Source organism: Aquamicrobium defluvii (assembly GCF_004363725.1).
GTDB lineage: Bacteria > Pseudomonadota > Alphaproteobacteria > Rhizobiales > Rhizobiaceae > Mesorhizobium > Mesorhizobium defluvii.
The window spans coordinates 54,250-79,702 of record NZ_SNZF01000007.1 but is presented as its reverse complement, the minus strand read 5'-3'; the positions used below and the strand labels follow the sequence as shown (position 1 = coordinate 79,702).

The 25,453-nt window shown below is 64.9% G+C and carries 24 protein-coding genes and 2 pseudogenes; 9 read left to right on the top strand and 17 right to left on the bottom strand.

The genetic code is table 11. The features are described from left to right. Window positions 1–106: 106 nt before the first annotated feature. From DES43_RS07220 to DES43_RS23255, 9 genes are all read left to right on the top strand, one after another. Window positions 107–1,063 carry a sugar-binding transcriptional regulator gene (locus tag DES43_RS07220; protein WP_035026967.1) on the top strand — a complete coding sequence of 319 codons (957 nt, stop codon included), beginning with the start codon at window positions 107–109 and terminating at the stop codon, window positions 1,061–1,063. Window positions 1,064–1,236: 173 nt separating this feature from the next. Beyond that, window positions 1,237–2,547, top strand: a complete 1,311-nt coding sequence (locus DES43_RS07215) for an ABC transporter substrate-binding protein (protein WP_035026969.1) — start codon at window positions 1,237–1,239, stop codon at window positions 2,545–2,547. Between the two features lie 89 nt (window positions 2,548–2,636). Continuing rightward, entirely contained in the window at window positions 2,637–3,509 is an 873-nt protein-coding gene (locus DES43_RS07210; protein WP_035026971.1) for a carbohydrate ABC transporter permease, read from the top strand. An 11-nt stretch (window positions 3,510–3,520) separates the two neighbouring features. Continuing rightward, window positions 3,521–4,345 carry a carbohydrate ABC transporter permease gene (locus DES43_RS07205; RefSeq protein WP_035026973.1) on the top strand — a complete coding sequence of 275 codons (825 nt, stop codon included), beginning with the start codon at window positions 3,521–3,523 and terminating at the stop codon, window positions 4,343–4,345. A gap of 24 nt (window positions 4,346–4,369) precedes the next feature. Then, window positions 4,370–5,368, top strand: coding sequence for an ABC transporter ATP-binding protein (locus DES43_RS07200; RefSeq protein ID WP_035026974.1), 999 nt, complete (start codon window positions 4,370–4,372; stop codon window positions 5,366–5,368). Then, window positions 5,369–6,139, top strand: coding sequence for an L-iditol 2-dehydrogenase (locus DES43_RS07195; RefSeq protein WP_035026976.1), 771 nt, complete (start codon window positions 5,369–5,371; stop codon window positions 6,137–6,139). It abuts the gene before it with no gap. A 69-nt stretch (window positions 6,140–6,208) separates the two neighbouring features. Beyond that, on the top strand, window positions 6,209–7,684 hold the full coding sequence (locus DES43_RS07190; protein ID WP_035026978.1) for a mannitol dehydrogenase family protein: 1,476 nt from the start codon (window positions 6,209–6,211) through the stop codon (window positions 7,682–7,684). 127 nt (window positions 7,685–7,811) lie between these two features. After that, window positions 7,812–9,401, top strand: coding sequence for an FGGY-family carbohydrate kinase (locus tag DES43_RS07185; protein WP_425359062.1), 1,590 nt, complete (start codon window positions 7,812–7,814; stop codon window positions 9,399–9,401). A gap of 223 nt (window positions 9,402–9,624) precedes the next feature. Beyond that, window positions 9,625–9,897 (top strand): transposase, encoded by a 273-nt coding sequence (locus DES43_RS23255; protein ID WP_036993051.1) that lies wholly within the window; start codon window positions 9,625–9,627, stop codon window positions 9,895–9,897. Between the two features lie 159 nt (window positions 9,898–10,056). On the opposite strand, the gene DES43_RS07175 is transcribed toward DES43_RS23255, so the two are convergent. The 17 genes and pseudogenes from DES43_RS07175 to DES43_RS07095 all read right to left on the bottom strand — a co-directional run bounded on the left by DES43_RS07175 (window position 10,057) and on the right by DES43_RS07095 (window position 25,405). Beyond that, the gene (locus DES43_RS07175; protein WP_035026982.1) at window positions 10,057–12,138 is read right to left on the bottom strand and encodes an oxidoreductase; all 2,082 of its coding nucleotides are present in this window, start codon (window positions 12,136–12,138) and stop codon (window positions 10,057–10,059) included. A 26-nt stretch (window positions 12,139–12,164) separates the two neighbouring features. Continuing rightward, on the bottom strand, window positions 12,165–13,499 hold the full coding sequence (locus DES43_RS07170) for an aspartate aminotransferase family protein (protein WP_035026984.1): 1,335 nt from the start codon (window positions 13,497–13,499) through the stop codon (window positions 12,165–12,167). Then, the gene (locus tag DES43_RS07165; RefSeq protein WP_166647715.1) at window positions 13,496–14,476 is read right to left on the bottom strand and encodes a MurR/RpiR family transcriptional regulator; all 981 of its coding nucleotides are present in this window, start codon (window positions 14,474–14,476) and stop codon (window positions 13,496–13,498) included. Before DES43_RS07165 ends, DES43_RS07170 begins: the two co-directional genes overlap by 4 nt. 17 nt (window positions 14,477–14,493) lie before the next feature. Continuing rightward, complete coding sequence (locus DES43_RS07160) at window positions 14,494–15,222, bottom strand: ABC transporter permease (RefSeq protein ID WP_051520578.1); 729 nt, start codon at window positions 15,220–15,222, stop codon at window positions 14,494–14,496. A gap of 13 nt (window positions 15,223–15,235) precedes the next feature. After that, complete coding sequence (locus DES43_RS07155) at window positions 15,236–15,847, bottom strand: ABC transporter permease (RefSeq protein WP_245514536.1); 612 nt, start codon at window positions 15,845–15,847, stop codon at window positions 15,236–15,238. 186 nt (window positions 15,848–16,033) lie between these two features. Next, window positions 16,034–16,786: a transporter substrate-binding domain-containing protein gene (locus DES43_RS07150; protein ID WP_035026988.1), complete on the bottom strand. Its 753-nt coding sequence runs from the start codon at window positions 16,784–16,786 to the stop codon at window positions 16,034–16,036. Window positions 16,787–16,808: 22 nt separating this feature from the next. Next, window positions 16,809–17,579 carry an ABC transporter ATP-binding protein gene (locus DES43_RS07145; protein ID WP_035026989.1) on the bottom strand — a complete coding sequence of 257 codons (771 nt, stop codon included), beginning with the start codon at window positions 17,577–17,579 and terminating at the stop codon, window positions 16,809–16,811. Between the two features lie 7 nt (window positions 17,580–17,586). Then, window positions 17,587–19,167 (bottom strand): aldehyde dehydrogenase family protein, encoded by a 1,581-nt coding sequence (locus DES43_RS07140; RefSeq protein ID WP_035026991.1) that lies wholly within the window; start codon window positions 19,165–19,167, stop codon window positions 17,587–17,589. Window positions 19,168–19,368: 201 nt separating this feature from the next. Continuing rightward, window positions 19,369–19,563 (bottom strand): annotated as a pseudogene (locus DES43_RS22835) (IS110 family transposase); the annotation flags it as partial. Next, window positions 19,559–19,669: pseudogene (locus DES43_RS22670) on the bottom strand (IS630 family transposase); the annotation flags it as partial. The pseudogenes DES43_RS22835 and DES43_RS22670, both read right to left, overlap by 5 nt. Before the next feature lie 89 nt (window positions 19,670–19,758). Further along, window positions 19,759–20,478, bottom strand: coding sequence for a GntR family transcriptional regulator (locus DES43_RS07125; RefSeq protein ID WP_051520579.1), 720 nt, complete (start codon window positions 20,476–20,478; stop codon window positions 19,759–19,761). An 11-nt stretch (window positions 20,479–20,489) separates the two neighbouring features. Further along, a complete protein-coding gene (locus tag DES43_RS07120) occupies window positions 20,490–20,870 on the bottom strand; it encodes a Rid family hydrolase (RefSeq protein WP_035026993.1) in 381 nt (126 codons plus the stop codon). After that, window positions 20,857–21,606 (bottom strand): ABC transporter ATP-binding protein, encoded by a 750-nt coding sequence (locus tag DES43_RS07115; RefSeq protein ID WP_063608048.1) that lies wholly within the window; start codon window positions 21,604–21,606, stop codon window positions 20,857–20,859. Before DES43_RS07115 ends, DES43_RS07120 begins: the two co-directional genes overlap by 14 nt. Further along, window positions 21,590–22,372, bottom strand: a complete 783-nt coding sequence (locus tag DES43_RS07110; protein ID WP_133674875.1) for an ABC transporter ATP-binding protein — start codon at window positions 22,370–22,372, stop codon at window positions 21,590–21,592. Before DES43_RS07110 ends, DES43_RS07115 begins: the two co-directional genes overlap by 17 nt. Then, a complete protein-coding gene (locus tag DES43_RS07105; RefSeq protein ID WP_051520580.1) occupies window positions 22,347–23,261 on the bottom strand; it encodes a branched-chain amino acid ABC transporter permease in 915 nt (304 codons plus the stop codon). Before DES43_RS07105 ends, DES43_RS07110 begins: the two co-directional genes overlap by 26 nt. Beyond that, complete coding sequence (locus tag DES43_RS07100) at window positions 23,261–24,160, bottom strand: branched-chain amino acid ABC transporter permease (RefSeq protein ID WP_035026997.1); 900 nt, start codon at window positions 24,158–24,160, stop codon at window positions 23,261–23,263. Before DES43_RS07100 ends, DES43_RS07105 begins: the two co-directional genes overlap by 1 nt. Window positions 24,161–24,256: 96 nt before the next feature. Then, window positions 24,257–25,405 carry an ABC transporter substrate-binding protein gene (locus tag DES43_RS07095; RefSeq protein ID WP_035026998.1) on the bottom strand — a complete coding sequence of 383 codons (1,149 nt, stop codon included), beginning with the start codon at window positions 25,403–25,405 and terminating at the stop codon, window positions 24,257–24,259. Window positions 25,406–25,453: the final 48 nt, after the last annotated feature.

The window sequence follows — 25,453 nt, the reverse complement described above, 5'->3', positions numbered from 1 at the left end:
TCTGCTGGCCGGGCAAATGCTTGCCCAATGGACAATTGCTTCAAAGATTGCATAGTAAGGCGCGTAACAGGGAACGCATCGTGCCCGAGCGAGGATCAGGAACATAATGTACAACCGCCCTGAAAGCGGTGGCGGCAGGCTGGATGATGCCGCGCGCGCCGGCTGGCTCTATTACGTGGCCGGCAACACGCAGGACCAGATCGCCGCCAAGCTCGGCATTTCGCGCCAGACCGCGCAGCGCCTGGTGTCCCTGGCCGTTTCGGAACGGCTCATCAAGGTGCGCGTGGATCATCCGATCGCCAACTGCCTCGAACTGGCCGAACGGCTCAGAACCCGCTTTGCGCTGGATCTGGTGGAAGTCGCACCGAGCGATCCCGCCTCGCCATCGACCACCATCGGCATCGCCGAGGCGGCAGCGGCGGAGATCGAGCGGCGCCTGCGCTCGGCGGAACCGATCGTCATGGCGATCGGCACGGGGCGCACGCTGAAGGCCGCCATTGAGCAACTGCCGTCCATGGACTGCCCCCGTCACAAGGTCGTGTCCCTGACCGGCAACATCTCGCCGGACGGCTCGGCCGCGTTCTACAACGTGATCTTCACCATGTCGGACCGCGTCAAGGCGCGTTCCTTCCCCATGCCGCTGCCCGTCATTGCGTCATCGCCGCAGGAGCGGGAAATGCTGCTTAGCCAGCCGATGATCCAGCCGACGCTTGAGCTGGCGGCAAGGGCGGACGTTACATTCGTGGGCATCGGCGACCTTGGCCCCAACGCGCCGCTCTATGAGGATGGCTTCATTACGAAGGCGGAGCTGAAAGCGCTGCAAAAGGCGGGAGGCGTGGCCGAAATCGTCGGCTGGGCCTTCGACCACGAGGGGCGGCTGATCGAGGGCATCACCAACGAGCGTGTCTCGTCGGCCCCGATCCCCTCACGGGAAAGCTCGCTGGTGGTCGCATTGGCCATGGGAGAGCGCAAGCTGCCCGGCATAGTGGCGGCGATGAACCGGCGCCTGATCAATGGCCTGATAACCGACGAACGGACCGCCGCCGCCATTCTGGCGAAATAGACCACCTTCCCGACCCGTGATGATCCGGGCGCTGGCGTGCCTGCGCCAGCGAGACCGCCGTTTGCGTCGTGTTCCGGTGCACGGGGTGAATCCGGCTTGACATAAATCACTTTAAATGAATAATTGCCCAATGCCAAGGCAAATGCTCATCTTGGCTTGGGAGGATTTTTTTGATGAGACTTCACACGATCATTCTCGGATTGTGTTCGGCCAGCGCCATCGCCTTTGGCGCGCATGCCGAATCCATCACCATCGCCACGGTCAACAATGGCGACATGGTCCGCATGCAGAAGCTGACGGACGACTTCACCGCCAAGAACCCGGACATCCAGCTCCAGTGGGTCACGCTGGAGGAGAACGTCCTGCGGGAGCGCGTGACCACCGACATCGCCACCAGGGGCGGGCAGTATGATGTGATGACCATCGGCACATATGAGGTGCCGATCTGGGCGAAGCAGGACTGGCTCCTGCCGCTCGACAATCTCGGCGACACCTACGATGCGGGCGACATCATCCCGGCAATCGCGGGGGGCCTGTCGCTGGACGGCAAGCTCTATGCCGCGCCATTCTACGGCGAAAGCTCGTTCGTGATGTATCGCAAGGACCTCATGGACAAGGCGGGGCTCACCATGCCCGAAGCGCCGACCTGGGAGTTCATCGCCGACGCGGCGCGGAAGATGACCGACCGCGCCAGCGACATCAACGGCATCTGCCTGCGCGGCAAGGCGGGCTGGGGTGAGAACATCGCCTTCCTGACCGCCATGGCGAACTCCTTCGGCGCGCGCTGGTTCGACGAGAACTGGCAGCCGCAGTTCGACCAGCCCGAATGGAAGAACACCTTGCAGTTCTACATCGACCTGATGAAGGATGCCGGGCCGCAAGGCGCCTCCTCCAACGGCTTCAACGAGAACCTGGCGCTGTTCCAGCAGGGCAAGTGCGGCATGTGGATCGACGCCACCGTGGCGGCTTCCTTCGTGTCGAACCCGACCGACTCCACCGTCGCCGACAAGGTCGGCTATGCGCTCGCGCCCGACAACGGGCTGGGCAAGCGCGGCAACTGGCTCTGGGCCTGGTCGCTGGCCATTCCCGCAGGCACGCAGAAGGCGGAAGCCGCCCGGAAGTTCGTCGCCTGGGCCACCAGCAAGGCGTATCTCGAACTGGTGGCATCGAAGGAAGGCTGGGCCAACGTTCCGCCCGGCACACGCACCTCGCTCTACGAAAATCCCGAGTACCAGCAGGCCGCGCCTTTTGCCAGGATGACGCTGGATTCGATCAACTCGGCCGATCCCACGCATCCGACCGTCAAGCCGGTGCCCTATGTCGGTGTCCAGTTCGTCGCCATTCCGGAGTTCCAAGGATTGGGCACGACCGTCGGCCAGCTCTTCTCGGCCGCCCTGGCCGGCCAGTCGGGCGTGGACGATGCGCTGGCCGCCGCCCAGGCCGCGGCCGTGCGGGAAATGACCCGCGCCGGCTATATCAAATAGGGCCGCCTCCCAGCGCCCTGGCCGCCCGGTTCCCAGTCCGGGCGGCCGCCTTCGACCGTATCGAAACTGTTCGACGCAGCGGTGATCCCATGGCCACCCGACAGACCCGCACGCTTGCCCGCTTCATGATGGTGCCATCGGTCATCCTGCTGCTGGTCTGGATGGTCGTGCCGCTGGCCATGACGCTGTGGTTCTCGTTCCAGAACTACAACCTTCTGAACCCGGCGAATGTCAGCTTCGGCGGCCTGTTCAACTATCGCTTCTTCTATACCGACCCGGCCTTCTTCCAGTCGATCTGGAACACGCTGGTCATCGTGCTGGGCGTGCTGCTGATCACGGTGATCGGCGGCATAGCGCTAGCGCTGCTGCTCGACCAGCCGATCTTCGGACAGGGCATCGTGCGCATCCTGGTCATATCGCCGTTCTTCGTCATGCCGCCGGTGGCCGCACTGGTGTGGAAGAACATGCTCATGCACCCCGGATATGGCGTGTTTGCCGACATCGCCCGCTTCGTCGGACTGCGGCCGATCGACTGGTTCGCGCAATATCCGCTGTTTTCGATCATCCTGATCGTCGCCTGGCAATGGCTGCCCTTCGCCACGCTGATCCTGCTTACGTCCTTGCAGTCGCTCGACGGCGAGCAGAAGGAGGCGGCCGAGATGGACGGCGCCGGGGCGCTCAGCCGGTTCATCCACCTCACGCTGCCGCACATGGCGCGCGCGATCACGGTTGTGATCCTGATCCAGACCATCTTCCTGCTCGGCATCTACGCGGAAATCCTGGTCACCACCAATGGCGGTCCGGGCTACGCCTCGACCAACCTGCCGTTCCTGATCTATCGCACCGCGCTGCTCGGCTACGACGTCGGCGGGGCCTCCGCCGGCGGCATCATCGCCGTGGTTCTCGCCAACATCGTCGCCCTCTTCCTGATGCGCGCGGTGGGCAGGAACCTGGACAAATAGGGAGGACAGAAATGGCCCGTACCGTTCCCACCGGCACGAAACTCGGCTGGACGATCGCGGCATGGGTGGTCGCCCTGCTGATCTTCTTCCCGATCCTCTACACCATCGTCACCAGCTTCAAATCCGAAACGGAAGCGATTGCCGGGTTCAACCTTGTGCCCTCGGGCACGCTGGAAAGCTATCGCGAGGTCCAGTCGCAATACAATTATTTCAAGCCGTTCATGAACTCGGTGATCATCGCCGTCGGCTCGACCATCCTTGCCTTGCTCGTGGCCATACCGGCGGCCTGGTCGATGGCCTTTTCGCCGACAAGGCGCACCAGGGACATCCTGATGTGGATGCTGTCCACCAAGATGATGCCGGCGGTGGCCGTTCTCGTTCCCATGTATCTGATCTTTCGCGACTGGGGCCTGCTCGACAGCCGCATCGGGCTCACGGTGATGCTGATGCTCATCAACCTGCCGATCGTGGTGTGGATGCTCTACACCTATTTCCGCGAGATCCCCGGCGAGATCCTCGAGGCCGCGCGCATGGACGGTGCGACGCTGTGGGGCGAGATCGTCTACGTGCTGACGCCGATGGCCGTGCCCGGCATCGCCTCGACGCTGCTCCTCAACATCATCCTCGCCTGGAACGAGGCGTTCTGGACGATCCGGCTCACCACCACGAATGCGGCGCCGCTGACGGCTTTCATCGTCTCGTTCTCAAGCCCTCAGGGCCTGTTCTGGGCCAAGCTGTCGGCCGCCTCCACGCTGGCCATCGCGCCGATCCTGGTGCTGGGCTGGTTCAGCCAGAAGCAACTGGTGCGGGGGCTGACCTTCGGCGCCGTCAAATAGTCCAGCACTGCTCGGAGTCGTTTCATGGGCAATATTACGCTTAGACAGGTCAGCAAGTCGTTCGGAGCGGCGACCATCATCCCCAACATCGACCTCACCATAGAGGACGGGGAGTTCGTCGTCTTCGTCGGCCCGTCCGGCTGCGGGAAATCCACGCTGCTGCGCCTGATCGCCGGGCTGGAGGACGTCAGCGGCGGCACGATCAGCATCGACGGACGCGACGTCACCAGCGAGGCGCCGGCCAGGCGCAAGCTGGCGATGGTGTTCCAGTCCTACGCGCTCTATCCGCACATGACGGTGGCAAAGAACATCGCCTTCCCGCTGAAGATGGCCGGTGAAAACCGGGAAACCATCGACCTCAAGGTCAGGGAAGCGGCGCGCGTGCTCAACCTCACCGACTATCTCGACCGGCGGCCGGGGCAACTGTCCGGCGGCCAGCGCCAGCGCGTCGCCATCGGCCGCGCCATCGTGCGCCAGCCCACGGCCTTCCTGTTCGACGAACCGCTGTCCAACCTCGATGCGGCGCTGCGCGGCACGATGCGGCTCGAAATCAGCGAACTGCACCATCAGCTCAAGACCACCATGATCTACGTCACCCACGACCAGATCGAGGCCATGACCATGGCCGACAAGATCGTTGTGCTGAACGCCGGCAGGGTCGAGCAGGTCGGTTCGCCCATGGAGCTTTACAGGAGCCCGCAGAACCTGTTCGTCGCCGGCTTCATCGGCTCCCCGCGAATGAACCTGGTCGAGGGGGAGGCCGCCGGCAAGCATGGCGTCCACACCATCGGCATCAGGCCCGAGCATTTGACGCTATCGACCAGCGAAGGGGCATGGAAGGCAACTGTCGGCGTGGCCGAGCATCTTGGCTCCGACACCTTCCTGCACGTCCAGGCCGAAGGCGTCGGCCCGCTCACCGTGCGGGCGGACGGCGAGTTCGCCGTCCGGCATGGCGACACCATCTATCTGAGCCCCATCTCCTCGAAGGTGCATCGCTTCGACCAGAACGGAAAGGCGATCTGAATGCGTCTGCAAGGCAAGTCGGCGCTCATCACAGGTTCCGCCCGCGGCATCGGCCGGGCTTTCGCCGAAGCCTATATCCGTGAAGGGGCGACGGTCGCCATCGCCGACATCGACCATCAGGCTGCCGAAACCACCGCGGCGGAGCTTGGTCCTGCCGCTTACGCGATCCATCTCGACGTGACCGACCAGGATTCAATCGACGCCGCGATCGGGGCGGTCGAGCGGAAGACCGGCGGCATCGACATTCTCGTCAACAATGCCGCGCTGTTCGACCTCGCGCCCATCGTGGAGATCAGCCGGGCGAGTTACCAGAAACTTTTTTCCGTCAACGTCGCCGGAACCCTGTTCATGCTTCAGGCGGCGGCGCGCTCGATGATCGTGCGGGCCAAGGGCGGCAAGATCATCAACATGGCAAGTCAGGCGGGGCGGCGCGGCGAGCCGCTGGTGGCGGTGTACTGCGCCACCAAGGCGGCGGTCATCTCCCTCACCCAGTCGGCGGGTCTCGACCTGATCAGGCACGGCATCAACGTCAACGCCATCGCGCCCGGCGTGGTCGATGGAGAGCACTGGGATCACGTCGATTCCCTGTTCGCCAGATATGAGAACCGTCCGCTCGGCGAGAAGAAGCGTCTGGTCGGCGAGGCCGTGCCCTATGGGCGCATGGGCACGGCGCAGGATCTGGCCGGCATGGCCGTGTTCCTCGCCAGCGCCGAGGCCGACTACGTCGTCTCCCAGACCTACAACGTCGATGGCGGCAACTGGATGAGCTGAGGGTCTTCCCGGCCCGTGGCCGGCTTTTGGCCCTCGGCCCGTAGCCGGCTTTTGAAAGGAAACGCAGTCATGACCGTCAAGCTGGCGCTGAAAACCCTCGCAGCACTTCCCGCCGGGGTGGCAAGGCCGCGCTACGCGCGCGACAGCCTGAGCCCAGGCATCCTGCATTTCGGCGTCGGCAATTTCCACCGTTCGCATCAGGCCGTCTATCTGGACGATCTGTTCAACGCCGGCATCGGCCATGACTGGGCGCTGGTCGGGGCCGGCGTGTTCGAAGGCGAAAGGGCGAACCGCGACAAGCTCGGGGCACAGGACTGGCTGACGACGGTGGTCGAGCAGGACGAGAACCATATCGACGCGCGCGTTACCGGCGCCATGGTCGATTTCATCGTGCCGGGAGATACCGCCGCCATCGTCGGGCGGCTGGCCGATCCTGCAATCCGCATCGTTTCCCTGACCATTACCGAGGGCGGTTATTTCATCGATCCGGCGTCCGGCCATTTCGACCCCGCCCATCCAGGCATCATGGCCGACGCCGGGAACATCGCCAGCCCGAAAACCGTGTTCGGACTCATGCTGGCCGGGCTTATGCGGCGCAGGGCCGCCGGCATCGTGCCCTTCACGGTGATGTCCTGCGACAACATCCCCCACAATGGCCGGGTGACCGCCGACGGCGTGATCGGGCTCGCCCGTCTGGTCGATGACGAGCTTGCCGACTGGGTGGCGCGGACCGTCGCGTTCCCGAACAGCATGGTCGACCGCATCACGCCCGCGACCACGGATCGGGAGCGCGCGATATTGGCGGACGATTTCGGGGTCGGGGACAACTGGCCGGTTTTTTGCGAGCCCTTCCGGCAATGGGTGCTGGAAGACCGCTTCACCGCCGGACGTCCGCCGCTGGAGCAGGCCGGCGTGCAGTTCGTCGCCGACGTGGCGCCCTACGAGCTGATGAAGATACGCATCCTCAATGGCGGGCACGCGGCCATCGCCTATCCCGCCGGGCTGATGGACATCCACTTCGTCCACGAGGCTATGCAGGAGAAGCTGGTGCGCGACTTCCTGGCCAGGGTCGAGCACGAGGAAATCATCCCGACCGTGCCGCCGGTGCCCGATACCAGCATCGAGGACTACTACCGGCTTATCGAGAAGCGCTTTTCCAACCCGAAGATCGGCGACACGGTGCGCCGGCTGTGCCTCGACGGCTCCAACCGCCAGCCCAAATTCATCATCCCCACCATTGCCGACCGGCTGAAGGCCGGCGAGCGTATTGCCGGGCTGGCGCTCGAATCCGCCCTGTGGTGCCGCTACTGCTTCGGCACCACGGATTCCGGCGCCGTCATCGAGCCGAACGATCCGAACTGGGATCGCATGCAGGCAACCGCCAAAGCCGCACGCAGCGACCCCGGCGCATGGCTGGCGATGGAAGACATCTACGGCGATGTCAGGCGCTCGCCCGTTTTCTCGGCGGCCTTCGCCACGGCCTTGCAGGACCTGTGGGCAAACGGGGCGCGCGAGACGCTGCGCCGCTATTTGTCGAGCCCATGAAGCCGCCCTTGCCGTAGCGCCGGCCTCGCTCCGATCCGCCTTCACCGCTTGCGTCGCCCGGTGCGGCCTCTATAGTCGCCGGCAGTTGCGATGGCCGGCCTTGCAGGCGTGTGATCAAGAGAGCGGCGTGTTGAAGAGCGGATATGTCTGTGCTGTCGATGTTGGCACGGGCAGCGCGCGGGCCGGAATATTCGACCGCGATGGCGTCCTGCTCGGCCGCGCCACCTGTCCCATCGCCTTGCACCAGCCCCTGCCCAATCATGCCGAGCACGATTCGGAAGACATCTGGCGGGCCGTCTGCAAGGCCGTGCGCGCGGCGCGCGAAAAGGCCGAAATCGCCCCGCAGGAAATCGTCGGGCTGGCCTTCGACGCCACCTGCTCGCTGGTGGCGCGGGACCGGCAAGGCGGGCAGGTCAGCGTTTCAGCCGGCGGCGAGCGGCGCTGGGACACCATTGTCTGGCTCGACCATCGCGCCATCGCCGAAGCCGATGAATGCACGCATACGGGCCACGCCGTGCTGGACTTCATCGGGGGCGTCATGTCGCCCGAGATGGCGACGCCGAAGCTGATGTGGCTGAAACGCCACCTGCCGCAAAGCTGGGCGCAGGCCGGCTATTTCTTCGACCTCGCCGACTTCCTGTCGTGGAAGGCGACCGGATCGGCGGCGCGCTCGCAATGCACGCTCACCGCGAAATGGACCTATCTCGCCCACGAAGACGAGCCATGGCGTCCCGATTTCTTCGACCAGATCGGCCTCGGCGATCTGTTCGGGCGGGCGAACCTGCCGCAGCGCGCCAGCCCGGTGGGGACCAGTCTCGGCGCGTTGTCGGCCGAAGCCGCCGATGAGCTTGGCCTGACGCGGGGCTGCGTCGTCGGCACCGGGGTCATCGACGCCTATGCCGGCGCGCTGGGCGTGCTCGGGCGCTTCGCCGGCGACGCGTCCGGCATCGGCCGTCACCTTGCGCTGATTGCCGGCACGTCGAGCTGCGTCATGGCCCTGTCGCCCGAACCGCAGCCCTTCGCCGGCTTCTGGGGCCCTTACTTCGGCGCGGCGTTGCCGGGCCTGTGGCTGACGGAAGGCGGCCAGTCGGCCACCGGCGCGCTGCTCGACCATATCATACGCTGTCACGGCGCGGGCGGTGAGCCGGATGTCGCCATGCATGCGCGGATCGTGGACCGCATCATGGAGTTGCGCGCCGTCGAAGGTCCCGATCTTGCCGGCCGCCTTCATGTGCTGCCGGATTTCCACGGCAACCGCTCGCCACTGGCCGATCCGCACGCGCTCGGCGTCATCAGCGGCCTGACGCTCGACGCCTCGTTCGACGGGCTGTGCCGGCTTTATTGGCGCACCGCCGTCTCCATAGCGCTCGGCGTTCGCCACATACTCGAAACGATGAACGACAACGGCTATCTGATCGACACGCTGCATGTGACCGGGGGCCATACGAGGAACCCGTTGCTGATGGAGCTCTACGCCGACGCCACCGGCTGTACCGTGGTCGAGCCGCTGTCGGACGATTCCGTGCTCAACGGCACGGCCAGCCTGGCGGCAACGGCGGCCGGCCTTTATCCCGGCCTCGCCGCTGCCTGCATCGGCATGCAGCAGAACGGAACGCACAGGTTACCGAACAGGCAAGCCGCCGCGCGTTTCGACCGCGACTATCGCATCTTCCTGGAAATGCACCGGCACAGGCGCGCCCTCGACGCCATCGAATAGAGCCGGACGGTCAGCCGGCCTGCCGGCGCTTGGAAACCCGTGGCTCCATGATCTGGCCGATGCGCCTGGCCATGCGGGCGGCACCTTCCCCGACGCGGGTGCTGGGGATCGACGAATAGTTCATCCTCCAACCAACGTTACCGTCCGATTTGCGACAAAGACGGACGGTAACGTTGGTTGGAGCATAAAGGCTCTTCCACTTCAGAGAACTCGTCGATGTTCAATGGCTGCCACTTTTCAGAAGCTTTGCGAGCAGTTCACGGTCTTTCATGAACGGATGTTGTCCATTGCGAAGGATGATGCCGTTTTCGGGAGGCTGATGACAGTTCCGGGCGTGGGGCCTGTCGTCGCCCCGGTCTTTGCCATCACCATAGACTTTCCGTCCCGCTTCCGAAGTTCGAAAGCTGCTGGCCCCTTTCCCGGGTTAACCCCACACCTGCATCAATCCGGTGAGGACAGTCGTGTGAGCCTGTCTTTCTCAGCAGCGACCCTATGATGCGAACGCTGCTTTATGAAGTTGGCTCCGTCACTTGAGATACCCGCTCGATGTGGACGAACCTCCTTCGCGGGACGGAGGATGAAGAGAGGGCGTGGACGCAGGGAATGGTCCGCAAGCCAATCCGGCTTGCGGACGATCTGATTTGCCGGTCGGGCTCTAGCCCCAATGGCGGCGCAGGGGGGCGGCGTGCGGCAGTTCGCGCGGCAGGTCTTCCGCCGCCACCACATCCGCATCCAGTTCGCGGGCGAAACGGTGGCCCCAATAGGTCGCAGCCTGAATTGTGGAAGGCGCATAGACGTCGCCGATGCGGCGCAGCGTCGAGATGCCGGCTTCCTCCAGCTTTTCGGGAGCCGCCGCCAGTTCCTCATAAAGCCCTTCGCGCGGCAGACGTGCAGTAACGGTCACGATGCCGCCGGCCTTCAGCTTGCGGGCGGTGCCGGGCAGATAGTCGAATATCTCGACGCAGTCGGTACCGAATGAGGTGACCGTCGCCGAGGTGACGATGGCGACGCCCTGGCGCGCCAGCCGCTTTGCGATATGGCCCTGCTCCAGCGTGTTCACGGTCCAGGCGGAGGGAATGTTGGCGGGCGTCACCAGCGTCACGTCCAGCCCCCACGAGCGGCACAGTTCCGCCAGAACGCCGCCCATATAATAGTGATCGTCGTCGAAGACCACGACCGGACCTTCGGGGCGCTTGCCGTCCATCAGATCGTCGGGCGTGAACACGCGCGGATCGTCGAAGCCGGGAATGGGTGCGCCATGGTCGCGACCGACGCCGTCGCGCCGCCAGTCGGCTCCCGTGGCGATGGCGACATGGCCGGCACCGAAGGCCAGCACATCCTCGGCCGTCAGCGGGCTGTCGCGGTAGATATGTACATTCGGCATGACGGAAAGCTGGGTGACGCGCCAGTCGCGCACGCGACCCCATTCGGAAAGGCCGGGCAGGCGCGCTTCGCGGCTCACCCGCCCGCCAAGCTCGGTGCCGGCTTCGGCCAGATGCACCTCATAGCCCCGGCGGCCGGCCGCAAGCGCCGCCTCAAGGCCGGCAGGGCCTGCGCCCACCACCAGCACGGTCCGGTCCGATCCCTTCGGCGCGATGCGCTCCGGGTGCCAGCCACGCCGCCACTCCTCGCCCATGGTCGGGTTCTGGGTGCAGCGCAGATTGGTGTTGGTGTAGTCCGAGGACACGCACATGTTGCAGCCGATGCATTCGCGGATTTCGTCGAGGCGGCCTTCCTCGATCTTCTTCGGCAGGAAGGGGTCGGCAATGGAAGGACGCGCGGCGCCGATGAAATCGAGCACGCCGGACTTCACCAGGCTGACCATGCGGTCCGGCGAGGTATAGCGGCCGACGCCGACCACCGGCTTCGTGGTGACCGACTTCACCCAGCGGGTGAAATCCTCCTGATAGCCTTCCTTCTGGAAGCGCGAGGTGGCGCTGTCGTTCGACCATGTCGACACATTGACGTCCCACAGGTCCGGCAGTTCGGCCAGCCGCTCGACCACGTCGCGGCCCTCGCCGTCGCTGGTGATGCCGTCGGCGCCGATCATTTCATCGACGGCGAAGCGCAGCGCCACCGCGCAGCGGTCGCCCACCGCTTCCTTCGTGTCTTCCAGCACCTCGCGCAGCAGGCGCACGCGGTTTTCGAAATTGCCGCCATACTCGTCGATGCGGTCGTTCTTGCGGGCTTGCAGGAAGTGCATGGGCAGGCTGAGGTCATGCGAGGCATAGACATAGATCACGTCGAAATCCGCCTTCTTGGCACGCAGCGCCGCCTCGCGGTGCCAGCGGCGGAAATCGGCGATGTCGGATTTGTCCATGCGCCGCGCCTGAACCGGCGCGTAGTAAATGATCGGCCGGTGCGACGGCGCCAGCGGCATCTCGCGCGACGACCAGTTGGCGGAGGACGCGCCGTGATGCATGATCTCGACGGCGGCCAGCGAATTGTGCGCATGAACCGCCTCGGCCATCAGCGCCAGCGCCGGCACGTCGGCATCCGACCACAGACGGCCTTCGTGGAAAGGCTCGCAATCGCCGGTCGGGTGGATTTCCACCTCTTCGGTGCTGACCACCGCCCAGCCGCCTTCGGCCTTCACGCCCCGCAGTTCCGCCAGCGCCTGCGGCTGCGTCCAGCCCATGCCGTTACAGTGCGGCACCTGATAGAAGCGGTTGCGGGCGGTGACGGGTCCGATGCGGACGGGTTCAAACAGGATATCGAAGCGGGGATCGCGCGCCATCTTACTGCCTTGTATCGTACTGGGTTTCAGTTCACTGCCACGAGTGCGGCATCCACGGCCTCGCCGAGGCGCGAGACGATCTCTTCGATGTCCGCCGGGGTGACGATGTAGGGCGGCGCCAGCAGGATGTGGTCGCCGGCGCGGCCATCGGCGCAGCCCGCGCCGGGATAGACCATCAGCCCACGCGCAAAGGCTTCCGCCTTGATGCGCTGGCTGAGTTTCAGCGCCGGATCGAACGGGGTTTTCCCGCCGCGATCGCGCACCAGCTCGATGGCCTGGATGAGGCCGCGCCCGCGAATGTCGCCGACATTGTGGTTGTTGCCGAAGCGGCCATGCAGGGCGCGCGTCAGATCCTCGCCGCGCGCCCGCACATTGGCCAGAAGATTGTCGCGGACGATCACCTCCTGCACGGCGAGCGAGGCCGCGCAGGCAACCGGATGGGCGGAATATGTCAGGCCGTGCTGGAACACGCCTGAGCCGTTGTAGAAGCCTTCATAGACCTTGTCGGAACACACGACGGCGGCGATTGCCTGATAGCCGCCGCCAAGCCCCTTGGCGAGCGTGACGATATCGGCGGCGACACCTTCGGCATGGGCGGCGAGAAAGGTGCCGGTGCGCCCCGTGCCGCACATCACCTCGTCGAGGATGAGAAGCACGCCGTAGCGGTCGCAGATCTCGCGGACGCGCTTGAGATAACCGGGTGCAGGTGTGACCGCGCCGGTTGTGGCACCGACGACCGTTTCGGCGATGAAGGCCATGACGGTTTCAGGGCCGAGCTCCAGGATCTGCTTCTCGAGCGCCGCGGCGGCGCGCTCGCCATACGCTTCCGGCGTTTCGCCGGGCTCGGCGTGGCGATAGAAGAAGCAGGGCTCGATGAACGAGGCATCCGCCAGCAGCGGCGCATAGGGCTCGCGCCGCCAGCGGTTGCCGCTCACCGAGAGCGCGCCCAGCGTGTTGCCGTGGTAGCTGAAATGGCGGGAGATGACTTTTGCGCGCTGCGGCTGGCCGCGTTCCAGCCAGTACTGGCGCGCCATCTTCAGCGCAGTTTCGGTGGCTTCCGAGCCGCTGTCGACGAAATAGACGTGGTTGAGGTCGCCGCCGCAATTTTCCGCCACGCGCGCGGCCAGCTTCTCAGCGGCTTGCGAGGTGAAGAAGGAGGTGTGGATATAGGCCGCCTGCCTGGCCTGCGCGGCCATGGCTTCCAGAACCGCCGGGTGGCCATGACCGAGGCAGGAAACGGCAGCGCCGCCACAGGCGTCGATATAGGTCCTGCCCTCCGCATCCCTGAGCGTGATGCCGTCTCCGCCCGCCACACAGGGCAAGGCGGATTTCAGGGCGCGGTGAAAGACATGCGTGGTCATGAGTTGTTTCCGGTGGTGGGGGGAGGACTTGATTTCGATGCGGGGACGGCGCCGGGGCCGGGACTGGAGCTGCGGGCATTGGCCGCCACATAGGTGTCGGCGGCGTAGAGGCTTTGCTCCACGCGGGTCAAATGCTCGGTCGCCTTCACGCCCAGATGGCGCATCATGCCGGCCGTCAGCGCTTCGACCAGCGCCGTGGCCGCGGCGATGGTGGGGAAGAAGGAGGGGCTTGCCGTCTCGAACAGCAGCACATGCTCGGCCACGTCTGTCAAAGGCGTTACGCGGCTGTCGGCCAGCGAGATCAGACCTGCGCCCGAACGCTTGACCGCGCCGGCAACAAGAAGGGAGTCGCGCGAATAGGGGCTGAAATTGATCGACAGCACCACATCCTTTTCGTCGAGCGTGGCAAGCTCGGTAACCAGCGAGGATCCCGACGCCTCGCTCAGATGCACCCCGTCGCGGAACAGGCGCGAGATGTAGGTGAAGGTCAGCCCCGGCGCGCGGCACGACAGGAAGGCGGCCACATAGATGCGCGGCGCTTCGGCCAGCCGGCGCACGGCCGCATCGAATGTCGCCGCGTCGTTGATGAAGCCGAGTCGCGTGGTGTGCGCCGCAAGCGTATCGGCCATGCGGGCAAGCAGGCTTTCCCCGCTCCCGGCCTCCACGAGCGCAGATGCGCCACGCGCATAAAGCCCTGGAGTGCCGCGATAGGCGGCGACGTAGATTTCGCGCAGGGACGACCAGTCCTGGAAGTCCAGCGCCCGCGCCAGCCGCACCAGCGTTGCCGGGGCCACGCCGATCGACATGGCGATGTCGCGCATCGAGGACGACACCACCACGTCGGGGTGGTCGAGGATGAAGCGGGCTCCGGCGGCAAGCTGCGCCGGCATCGCCCCTATCCGCTCGTGAATGGCAGCGGTCAGTTCATCCATCGACATTGCCGTCGACTGCTCCCGATCAATGTTGTTCCTTGCCATTTCCTGCCTGCTCCTCGTCATGATGCGCCGGGGAGGTGGCGTGACAGGTGTCTTTCCAGCTGGCCGAACAGCCGCGCCATGATGGCCACGACGATGAGATAGATCACCGCGATCGCGATATAGGCCGTGACGTCGTAAGTGCGGGAAAAGATCCTGTTGCCTACTCCCATCAGGTCGAGCAGGGTAACGGTGGAAGCAATCGCAGTCGCCTTGAAAGTGAAGATCACCTCATTGAACAGGGCAGGCAGAGCCTGCCGGAAGGCGAGCGGCAGAACGATGCGGCGCTGGATCAGCCAGTAGCCCATGCCCTGCGCCAGTGCGGCTTCCTGCAATCCACGCGGCACCGACTGCAATCCCCCCCGCAGATCCTCGGCCATGTAGGCGGCATTGTTGAGGGTGAAGGCGACCAGAACCAGCAGGAACGGTGACGACAGAAGCGGCCACCACATGCTCTGCCTGAGCGCGCCGACATTGCCGCCATAGAGCTCCAGCATGGCTGCCGGCAGGCCGAAATAGACGAGAAAGACCTGCACGTAGAGCGGCGAGCCGCGAAACACCACCGAGAACGCCTGAGCGGGCCAGCGCAGCCATTTGCTTTCAGACGAGCAGCCGAGCGAGATGGGCAATGCCGCCAGAAAGCCAAGGCCGCAGGAGGCGGCGACCAGTGCGAGCGCCAACCACAGGCCGCTGAGAAGTTCGCGCCAGTGCTCCCCATACATGCCGGCAAGGGTGGAGAAGAAAGCCATGTCCGTTCCCTCCCTATGCCGCCAGCCCACGCCGCGAACGGCGTTCCATAGCCTGCAGGCCGGCCGAGGACACAATCGAGATCACGACATAGAGCAGGGCCGCCGTGCCGTAGAAGGTGAACGGGTCCTTGGTCACGGAGGTCGCCATCTGTGCCTTGCGCATCAGCTCCTGAAGACCGATCACCGCCACCAGCGAAGTATCCTTCAAAAGGACCAGCCACAGATTGCCGAGACTGGGCAGCGACAGGCGCACGATCTGCGGGAACCGGATGCGCCGCAGGATCAGCCATGGACCCATGCCGCTGGCCATTGCCGCTTCGACCTGACCTTTCGGAATCCCGCGCCATGCGCCACGGAACACTTCCGAGGAATAGGCCGAGAAGATCAGCGACAGGGCGATGACGCCGGCCACGAACGGGCCGATCTCCACACGCTGTCCGCTCAGCGCCATCAGCATCTGCGGCAGGCCGAAATAGACGATCAGGATGACGAGCAGTTCAGGCAGCGCCCGGAACAGATTGGCGAAGCCGAAGCCGGCAGCGCGCAGCAGGCGGCTGTCGGAAATTTTCGCCAGCATCGTTGCGAAGCCCAGCGCGCTGCCGAGCAGTGCGGCGCAGTCAGCCACGCGCCGGCGAGAAGCTGCGCGCCGAAGCCCTGCAAATCCATCCGAAGCCTCCTTGCCTGCTGTGGTCCCGCGGTTGTGGCGCTGCGCCTTCCTGGCGCAGGGCGGACGGTCACCCGATGCGATGGGCGATGCGGGGTGCGACCGAGCCAGTGATGGCCGCCCCTCGCTTCGCTTTCCTCCCGGCTGTCAGCGCAGCGGGAAGTCGAAATATTTCTGGCTGATGGTTTCGAAGGTGCCATCGGCGACGATGGCATCGAGCGCCTTGTTCAGTTCGGCCAGAAGCTCGCTGTCGCCCTTGCGCACGCCGATGCCGATGCCTTCGCCCAGCAGCGGATCGCTGACTGTCTCGCCGATCTGCACGAATTCATCGCCGCCATGATCCTTCAGCCACGGGCTCAGCTCCGTCGCATCACCGAAGGCGGCATCGAGGCGGCCGTTCTTCAGATCGAGGAACAGGTCGTCGGAAGACACATAGGTCTGAATGGTGGCGACATCGGCGAATTTGGCATCGACATAGATGGCGTTCACCGTCTCGCGCACCGCGCCCAGCATCTTGCCCTTCAGGCCCTCGGGGCTGAATTCCAGACTGGCATCGGCGCGGCCGATCAGCATGCCCTTGGACATGTAGTAGGGCTGGGTGAAGTCGATCTGCTGGCGGCGCGCCTCGGTGATGGTCATGGATGACATCAGCACGTCGAACTTGCCGCCCTGAAGCGCAGGGATGATGCCCTGCCAGTCCTGCGTGGTCCATTCGCAGGTGCGGTTCATCTTTTCACAAAGTGCATTGCCAACGTCCACGTCGAAGCCTGCGACCTTGCCGTCGGCCTGAACGTAGTTGAACGGCGCATAGGCGCCCTCGACGCCCATCTTCAGCACTTCCTGTGCATGGGAGGCCGAAGCCATCAGGGCGGTTATGGCGAGTACGATAAGTTTTTTCATGTTGCTCCTCTCCAAAAAATCTTCACGCGGAAACGCGGGCCAGAAACTGCGCCAGACGTTCCGAACGCGGCGCGCCGAACAGTTCGGCCGGCGCACCCTCTTCCTCCACAAGGCCCTGGCTGAAGAACAGGACCTTGCTGGATACCTCACGGGCAAAGGCCATTTCATGGGTCACGACGATCATCGTGCGGCCTTCCTCGGCCAGCATGCGCATGACGCGCAGCACCTCGCCCACCAGTTCCGGATCGAGAGCCGAGGTCGGCTCGTCGAACAGCAGAAGCTCAGGGTCCACGCACAGGGTACGGGCTATGGCCACACGCTGCTGCTGCCCGCCCGAAAGCTGCGAGGGGTAGTGGCCGTGCTTGTCGGCCAGTCCCACCCGCTCCAGCAGCGCCATGCCCTTGTCGGTCGTTTCGGCACGCGCGCGCTTCAGCACATGGATCGAAGCTTCGATGACGTTTTGCAGAACCGTCATGTGCGGCCACAGATTGAAGTTCTGGAACACCATGCCGACCCGGGTGCGCATGCGCCGCAGCTGGGCCTTGTCGGCCGGCTCCGCGCCGCGTGCCGTCTGCTTTAGCCGCACCGGCTCGCCAAAGAGGCTGATTTCACCCGCCGAGGGTGTTTCCAGAAAATTGATGCAGCGCAGGAAGGTGCTCTTGCCGGAGCCCGATCCGCCGATGATGGCGACGACATCGCCCTTGCTGGCGGTCAGGCTGACACCCTTGAGCACTTCAAGGCTGGCGTAGCTCTTGCGCAGGTCGCGGACGACCAGAGGTGTGGCGCAGCTCATCGCGGGGTCAGGCGTTTGCCGGCTGACCGAACACGGTCAGGCTCTGCTCGCGCATGAACTGGGGCAGGTACCAGCGTCCGAGGCCGCCCTTGCCGGTCGTACCCGAGCCCTTCCAGCCGCAGAAGGTCTGGATACCCGGCCATGCGCCGGTGGTCGCGCCGGTGGCACGGTTGGCGTAGAGCACGCCAGCCTGAATCGTGTCGAGAAAGGTTTCCAGCATGGCCTTGCTCTCGGTGTAGATGCCGCTGGTCAGGCCATAGGCGTCGCGGTTGGCGTCGGCGATGGCCGCATCGAGCGACGCGAACTCCTGCACGGACAGGAACGGCAGGAACAGTTCCTCGCGGTTGATGGCATGATCGGCGTCGAGACCCGCCACCAGCGTCGGTTCCACGAACAGGCCGCGCGCCATAAAGCCTTCGCTCAGGCGCTTGCCGCCGGCCAGAACCTGCCCATCGCGCGCGGCTTGCGCCGCGGCCTTCTCGAAGCGCGCCACGGCCTTTTCGTTGATCACCGGCCCCATATAGACATCCTGCCGGCGCGGATCGCCGATGACGATGGTCGCCATCTGGGCCAGCAGCTTTTCAACGAAGGCATCGCGCACGGTGCTGGCCACATAGACCTTGGAGAGCGCGCTGCACTTCTGGCCCTGAAGGCCGAAGGCGGAACGCATGACACCGGCAGCGGCGACATCGAGATCGGCGTCGGCGGCGACAAAGGTGGAGTTCTTGCCGCCCATCTCGGCCAGAACCGGCTTTGCGGCGCGGCCGCAGGTGTAGCGGCGCAACAATTCCATGCCGACGCCATTGGAGCCGGTGAACGCGATGCCATCGACGCCCGGATGCTCCGCCAGCGCCTTGCCGACCTCGGCGCCGCCATAGACGAGATTGAAGGCGCCGGCCGGCAGACCCGCCGCGAGGAAGCATTCGGCGAGCAGACGGCCCGTCAGTGCGCTCATTTCATTCGGCTTGAACACCACCGCATTGCCGCCGAGCAGGGCAGCCGTGGACATGCCGATGGACAACGCCACCGGGAAATTGAAGGGCGCGATAACGGCGAAGACGCCGTAGGGGCGCAGGCGCGACCAGCTGCGCTCCTGCGGCAGGGCCTTGTCGCCCTCGGCCTCATAGCCGTCGTTGCGCTCCAGTTCGCCGCTGTAATAGCGGATCAGGTCTATTGCTTCCTCAACCTCACCCACCGCTTCCATCCGCGACTTGCCAACCTCGACAAGGCAGGCGGCGGAGACAGCATACTTGCGCTCCTCCAGAATGTCGGCAGCGCGGCGCAGCTTCGCAACGCGCTCCTGCCAGGGCAGCGCCGACCAATCGGCTGCGCCTGAACGGGCCGCTGCAACCGCGCGCTCCACCGTTGCGGCGCCGCAGGAAGCGAAATTGCCAAGCACGATGCCGCGGTCGATGGGCGAAGATATGGAGAATGTCGAGGAGCCCGCCTCATCCTTGCCGCCGATGGAGGCGGCATGTGTGCGGCCCAGCGTTTCCGCTGCCAGCTTTTCAAGCTCGGCGTCGAGGCGCGCATGCACGCCGGAAAAATCCTCGCCCAGATTTGTGTAGGTAACACGCGGCAATGACATCGGTGCCCTTCTCCCTGCAGTTTCCGGCAGCCGGCCGTCCGCCGGGCTTATGTAGAACAACTGTTTTTCTGATAGCATCTGAAAAACGATTGTTCAATATCCCTTTTATGTGACGCCTTTGTTTCGGGTATTCCCCTGCCGTTGTCCGGCCTTCTCCCATGCGCGAGGTGCTTTCGCTGTAGCCACCTGTGTTCTGATCGCCTGCGCCTCCCTTGCAACAGCCCACATGAAGCCGGCCAGTTCACTGGCAATTGCAACGCAAGGCACCGTCGTTCGTTTTCCCCGTGGAGCCAGCAACCGATATCGAGCTGTCAATCGGCCCCGAGCTTTCCGCGCGATTTCTCGCACTCTCGGCAGCGACTCCTCCAGGCGGTACAGCTTCCTTACGCCCAGCCGACGACACGGCGACATCGAACCGGGCCGCGACCGATCGGCAGCTTTCCCCGGAACCCACCGCGGCAACAACCCGCTCGCGAAGATCATTGGATAGAGGTGCTGTCATCAGATGATGGCCTCCGTTCCAGCCAGCATCTTGAGTCACGAAAGCATCAAACACGGAAGCCCATCGATTCCCTCAGTCAGTGAACCGATCTAACGCTTCCTGAAGGAGACTGCGGCCCCGTTGGATTGCCCCTCCTGATGACTGGCCACGGCGCGTTTGAGGGCTTCCGCCGAGAACTCGATGTCGGCGGCGATCGCCTGCGCGGCCACGGAGGCATTGCGCGTGCGCAGCGCCCCGATCAGCCTCTCATGATGCGGCAGGCCGTCCGCCGGCGTGGCGAAGTCCGGATAGATGGTGACGAGGTAGGAGCCCACCGTCAGCCACAGGCTCTCGATCATCTTCAGGAGCGTCGGCATTCCCGCGGCCTCGTAGAGAGTGAAATGGACTCTCCAGTTCGCCTCGATCATGGCCGTGTAGTCCTTGCGGGCGAAGCAGTCGACAAGCTCGTTGTGGAAAGCCTCGATGCGGTCGACGGTCTCGTCGTCGATGATCGTGGTTGCCGCCTCGGTGGCGAGCTTCTCCAGCGACAGGCGGATGGCCGTGATTTCGGCCACGCGCTCCGGCGTCAGGGCCGGAATGCGTACCGTGCGGTTGTGGTCGAGCTCCAGAATGCCCTCGGCCACGAGGTTGAAAAGCGCCTCGCGCGCCGGCGTCATGCTGACATTGAGCACGGCGGCGACAGCCCGGATGGTGATCTTCTCGCCAGGGCGGAAATTGCCGGCCATCAGCGCGCTGCGCAGGCTGCGATGGGCCATCCCGCCCAGCGTTTCCTGCCGATCGATCGGATCGATAGCCTTCAAGCCGGACACTGCATTCTCCGTCAGCCCCTCACCGCGATCGCGCTGATCTCAACCAGAACACCAGGCACCGGGAACCCTGCGACCACAACCGTATTGGCCGGCCGGATGTCCCCGAATGCCTCGCCGAGCGCCGCCCCCACCACCGGCATCAGCTCTGCGCCGGCAATATAGGTGGTGAGCTGGACGATGTCAGCCCGCCCGAAATCCGCCTGCGCAAGCGCGGCCTCGATATTGGCGACGATCTGGCCCACCTGCATGGCCGCGTCGGGATCGATCGTGCCGGTGGCGTAATTCATGCCCACCGTGCCGGAAACGAAGGCCTGGCTCCCGGTCACCACCGCTCTGGAATATCCATAGGCCGCCTCGAAGTGCGAGCCGGAGGAGATGTTACGACGCGTCATTGCCAGCCTCGTGTTCGTCGGGATCCATGCCGAGATAGGCGATGCCTATGCGGCGGTCGTTGAGGATATCGGCCGCGGAGCCGGAAAATTCGTTCTGGCCCATGGCCAGCACATAGCCGCGGTCGGAGATTTCGAGCGCGCCATAGACATCCTGCTCGACCATCAGCACGGTGATGCCGAGCCTGGCGGGAAGTTCCTTCACGCTTGCGAACATATCGGAAGTGGCCGAGGGCGACAGCCCGGCGGACGGCTCGTCGAGCAGCAGCAGTCGGGGCCCCGCCATGAGCGCGGAAGCGAGCGCCACGGTCTGGCGTTCGCCGCCGCTCATGGTGCCCGCCTTCTGGCGCATGCGTGGAGCCAGTATGGGGAAAATGCCGACCAGTTCCTCGATGCGCCGCGACACCGCCGCCCGGTCGAGCGTATAGCCGCCCAGCTCCAGATTCTCGCGAACTGTCATGCCTTTGAACGTGTTGGCAAGCTGGGGAACGAACCCCAGCCCGAGCCCGACCAGCTCTTCCGTCTGCCTGCCAAGGATGCTGTGGCCTTCGAGGCGCATTTCCCCCTTCGACCATGGCACGTAACCCATGATCGATTTGAGCAGCGTGGACTTGCCGCAGCCGTTCGGCCCGATGATCGACACGATCTCGCCGGCCGAAACGGACAGGCCCACCCCGTGCAGCACCTGGGCCGGACCGTATCCGGCGCGCAGCTTCGCGACTTCAAGCAACGGCTGCATGGCGCTTCCCCAGATAGACCTCCAGCACGCGCGGATCGCGCTGCACCTGCGCCGGCGTGCCGGAGGAAAGGTTGCGGCCGGCGCTCAGCACGAACACATGGTCGCAGGCCCCGCTGATGAACTTCATGTCGTGCTCGATGATCAGGAAGGTCTTGCCCGACCGGTCGCGCAGATCGCGCACCATGGAGACGAACTCGCGCACCAGCGTGGGGTTCACGCCGGCCGCCGGCTCGTCCAGCATGATGAGATCCGCGTCGCACATCACCGCGCGGCCAAGCGCCAGAAGCTTCTGCTGGCCACCGGACAGGTTGCCGGCATATTCGTTGGCGACCCGCGTCAGCTTCAGCGTTTCGAGGATTTCGCGCGCCCGCCCGAGCAGAGCCGTCTGCTGCATCCTGATCGCGGGACGGCGCAACAGCGCCTGCAACGGCAGCTCGCCGGTCTGGCCGCCAGCCGCCATCAGCATGTTCTCCAGAACCGTCATGCGTTTCGTGGCATGGCCGTTCTGGAAGGTGCGCACCAGCCCGAGGCGCGCGATCCGGTGGGGAGCCATGCCGCCGACCGGCGTGCCCCTGAAGCGGACCTGCCCGGCGTCGAACGGCAGGAAGCCGCTGACGCAGTTGAACAGCGTGGACTTGCCGCAGCCATTGGGGCCGACCAGCCCCACGATGCTGCCCTCCCCCACCTCCAGCGAAACGTCCTGAAGCGCGTGGAAGCCGGAAAAGCTCTTGGACAGGCGCTCAACGGCCAGCAGGGGTGTCGCCATCTGCGAACTCCTTCTTGCGTTCGGGGAACAGGCCGTCGGGGCGGTAAACCACGATCGCCATGATCAGCAGGCCGATCACCACCATGCGCAGGCTGGCGATCATCTGCGGGTCGAGCGCGATGACGTCCTTGAGGAAGCGCGTGCTGTTGAGGAACACGGTGACGACCGCCACGCCGACGACCGAGGCCGCAAGGTTGCCGCGACCTCCGATCATGACCATGGCCCACATGATGATGGTGACCGTTGGCAGGAAGTCCGCCGGCGAAATGAAGGTCAGGTAATGCGCATAAAGCGCGCCTGCGAGCCCGATCAGCAGGCCGCCGATGGCAAGCGCCCGCACCTTGATGGAGAAGACGGGCTTGCCGAGGGACAGGGCCAGATCGTTCTCCTCGCGCACCGCCTTGAGCACGCGCCCGAACGGCGAGGACACCAGCAGGCGCAACGCCAGATAGCAGATGACCGCCAGCGCCCACACCAGCGCGCAGAAGGCTGCCGTCTGATATCCGGCCGGCACAATGGCATCGAGCGGGCGCGGTATGCCGACCAGCCCGAACGAGCCGCGCGTCAGCCAGTCCTCGTTGAGCAGGATCAGCCGGATGACCTCGGCCAGCCCCACGGTGGTGATCGCCCAGTAGTGGACGTTGAGCCGCTGTGTCGGCAGCGCGATCAGCGCCGAGACCATGCCGGCCACTAGCGAGCCGGCGAGCAGGCCCGCCCAGACCGGCGCGCCGGCAAGGGTGAGCAGGCCGGACGTGTAGGCGCCGATGGCGAAGAAGCCGACGACGCCGAAATTGATCAGCCCGGCGATGCCGTACTGGAAATTGAGGCCGATGGCGGCAATCGTGTAGATGCCGATCATGGTCGCGAAATAAAGAACGATATCGGTCATCAGTCGCCACTCGTTCCCTGGAAGAGGCCGCGCGGCCGCAGGATGAGCACCGCCACCATCACCAGGAAGGCGACGGCCAGCTTGTAGCCCGTATCGATGTAGAGCGGCCCGGAGGTGGCCGGAAGGAACGACCAGTCGATGGCCAGCACGATGTTCTCGGCCAGGCCGATGATCAGCGCGCCCAGCATCGCGCCATGCACGGAACCGATGCCGCCCAGCACGGCCGCCGCGAAGGCGGGCAGGATGACGCTGTAGCCCAGCTCCAGCGAGATCACCGTTTCCAGCCCGATCAGCGCGCCGCCGAGTGCTGCATAGCTGCCGACAATGAACCAGACCTTCGAGATGATCGCCTCGACGCGGATGCCCCGCGCCCGCGCCAGCTCGCTGTCGTCGGCCAGCGCGCGCATCGCCCGGCCCAGCCGCGTGTGGGAAAGCAACAGGTGGAAGCACAGCATGGCGATGACGCTGACGACGAGGATGATCACCTGCGTGGAGGTGACGAAGCCGCCGGCAAAGGAGAAGCTGCGCGCCAGCGAGCCCTCGAACGAGTAGGATTTCGTGCCCCAGATCGCGCCTACGACGTTCTTGAGAAACAGCGAAAGCCCCATGGACGCGACCAGCAGCACAAGGCCCGGCGCGGTGCGCACGCGGGCGAACAGCGCCTTGTCGATGGCGACCGCGATGAAGCCGGTGGCGACCGCGCCAAGCGGAATGGCCAGCCACAGGTCGAGCCCCGCCGCCGACAGGGCATAGGCGAGATAGGCGCCGATGAGGGCCAGCTCGCCATGCGCGAAATTGGCGAACCGCAACAGCGAGAACACCAGGGTGACGCCCATGGCGATCAGCCCGAGTTCGCTGGCGCGCACCAGCGAATTGATGAGTATCTGGGTGAGATTCATGTCGACGTCATTTTCCCGTTACGTCTTCCCGGTACGTCCGGCACCGTGCAGGAGGTCCCGTGCGGGCGGCCTTTGTGCAAGACCGCCCGCAACCGTTCAGTTGGCCGTATAGGGTTCGAGCTTGCCGGCCTTGATGACGAAGCTGCCATACTCCTGATTGCGCTGGATTCCGTCGGCATCGACGGACATGTCCGCATCCGAGACGCCGCGATAGATCTCGAAAGCCTTCGGCAGCGCGGCGGAAATGGCCGCGGGTTCGGCGGAGTTCGCCAGATCCACGGCAAGCGCGGTCACCCATACGGCATCGTAGCCGACGCCGATGAACCAGTCGATGACCACATCGGAGCCCACACGGGTCTCGAGCGCGGCCCTGAGCTGCTGGAAGCGTTCGCCGCGATCGGCAGCGATATCGAGCCCCTTCACGTCCTCGCACGCCTCGGCGATGCAGGCGTTCACGATCTCGGCCGGATAGGGCTGATACCATGCGCCCTGCACGGTCTGCATGAGGCCCAGTTCATGGGCTTGCTTGGTCAGCAGGCGGGCATTGTCGCCCCAGCTCACCGCAAGCACGATCTCGGGCCTGGGCGAGAACAGGCGCTGCAACTCGGCACGGTAGTCCGGCTGGCCCGCCTCATAGCGGACTTCGGAGACCACCTCGCCGCCATTGGCTGCGACCGCTTCCTGCATGCGTTTGGCAAGGCCCACACCATAGGCGTCGTTGGCCACGATGATGCCGACCTTCTTCTTGCCGGTGTCTTCCATGGCGAACTTTGCCAGGGCCGCGCCCATCACCTCGTCGGTGGCGATGATCGAGAAGTAGCCCTTGCCGAGCGAACGCACGTCCGGCGACGAGGCGGTGAGGCCGACATGGGCAATGTTCTTCGACAGGGAGTAGGACGCGGTCGGAATGGTGGTGGCGCTGCCCACCGTTCCGAGCACGACCGGAACCTTGTCGACGTCGACAAGCTTGCGGATGCCGTCCATGGCGGCCTGCGGGCTGGACTCGTCGTCCTCGATGACGAGCCGGAACTGCCGCGATGGCGACAGCGCGTTCACTTCTTCCAGCGCCGTCTGCATGCCGAGCACGACGTTGTTGCCGCCGCGGCCGAGGCTGCCGGTCATGGAAAGAAGCACGCCGATGTCGACCGTCTGCGCGTCCTGCGCCTGAACGGCCGGTGTCGTCAGAAACATCGGCAGCGAGATGGCTGAGAGGGCAAATGCCTTCAAAATGGATCGTCTGATCATGTCAGTGTTCCCTCATGGGTTCGATATCTGGCAGTGCGGTCCGTTACG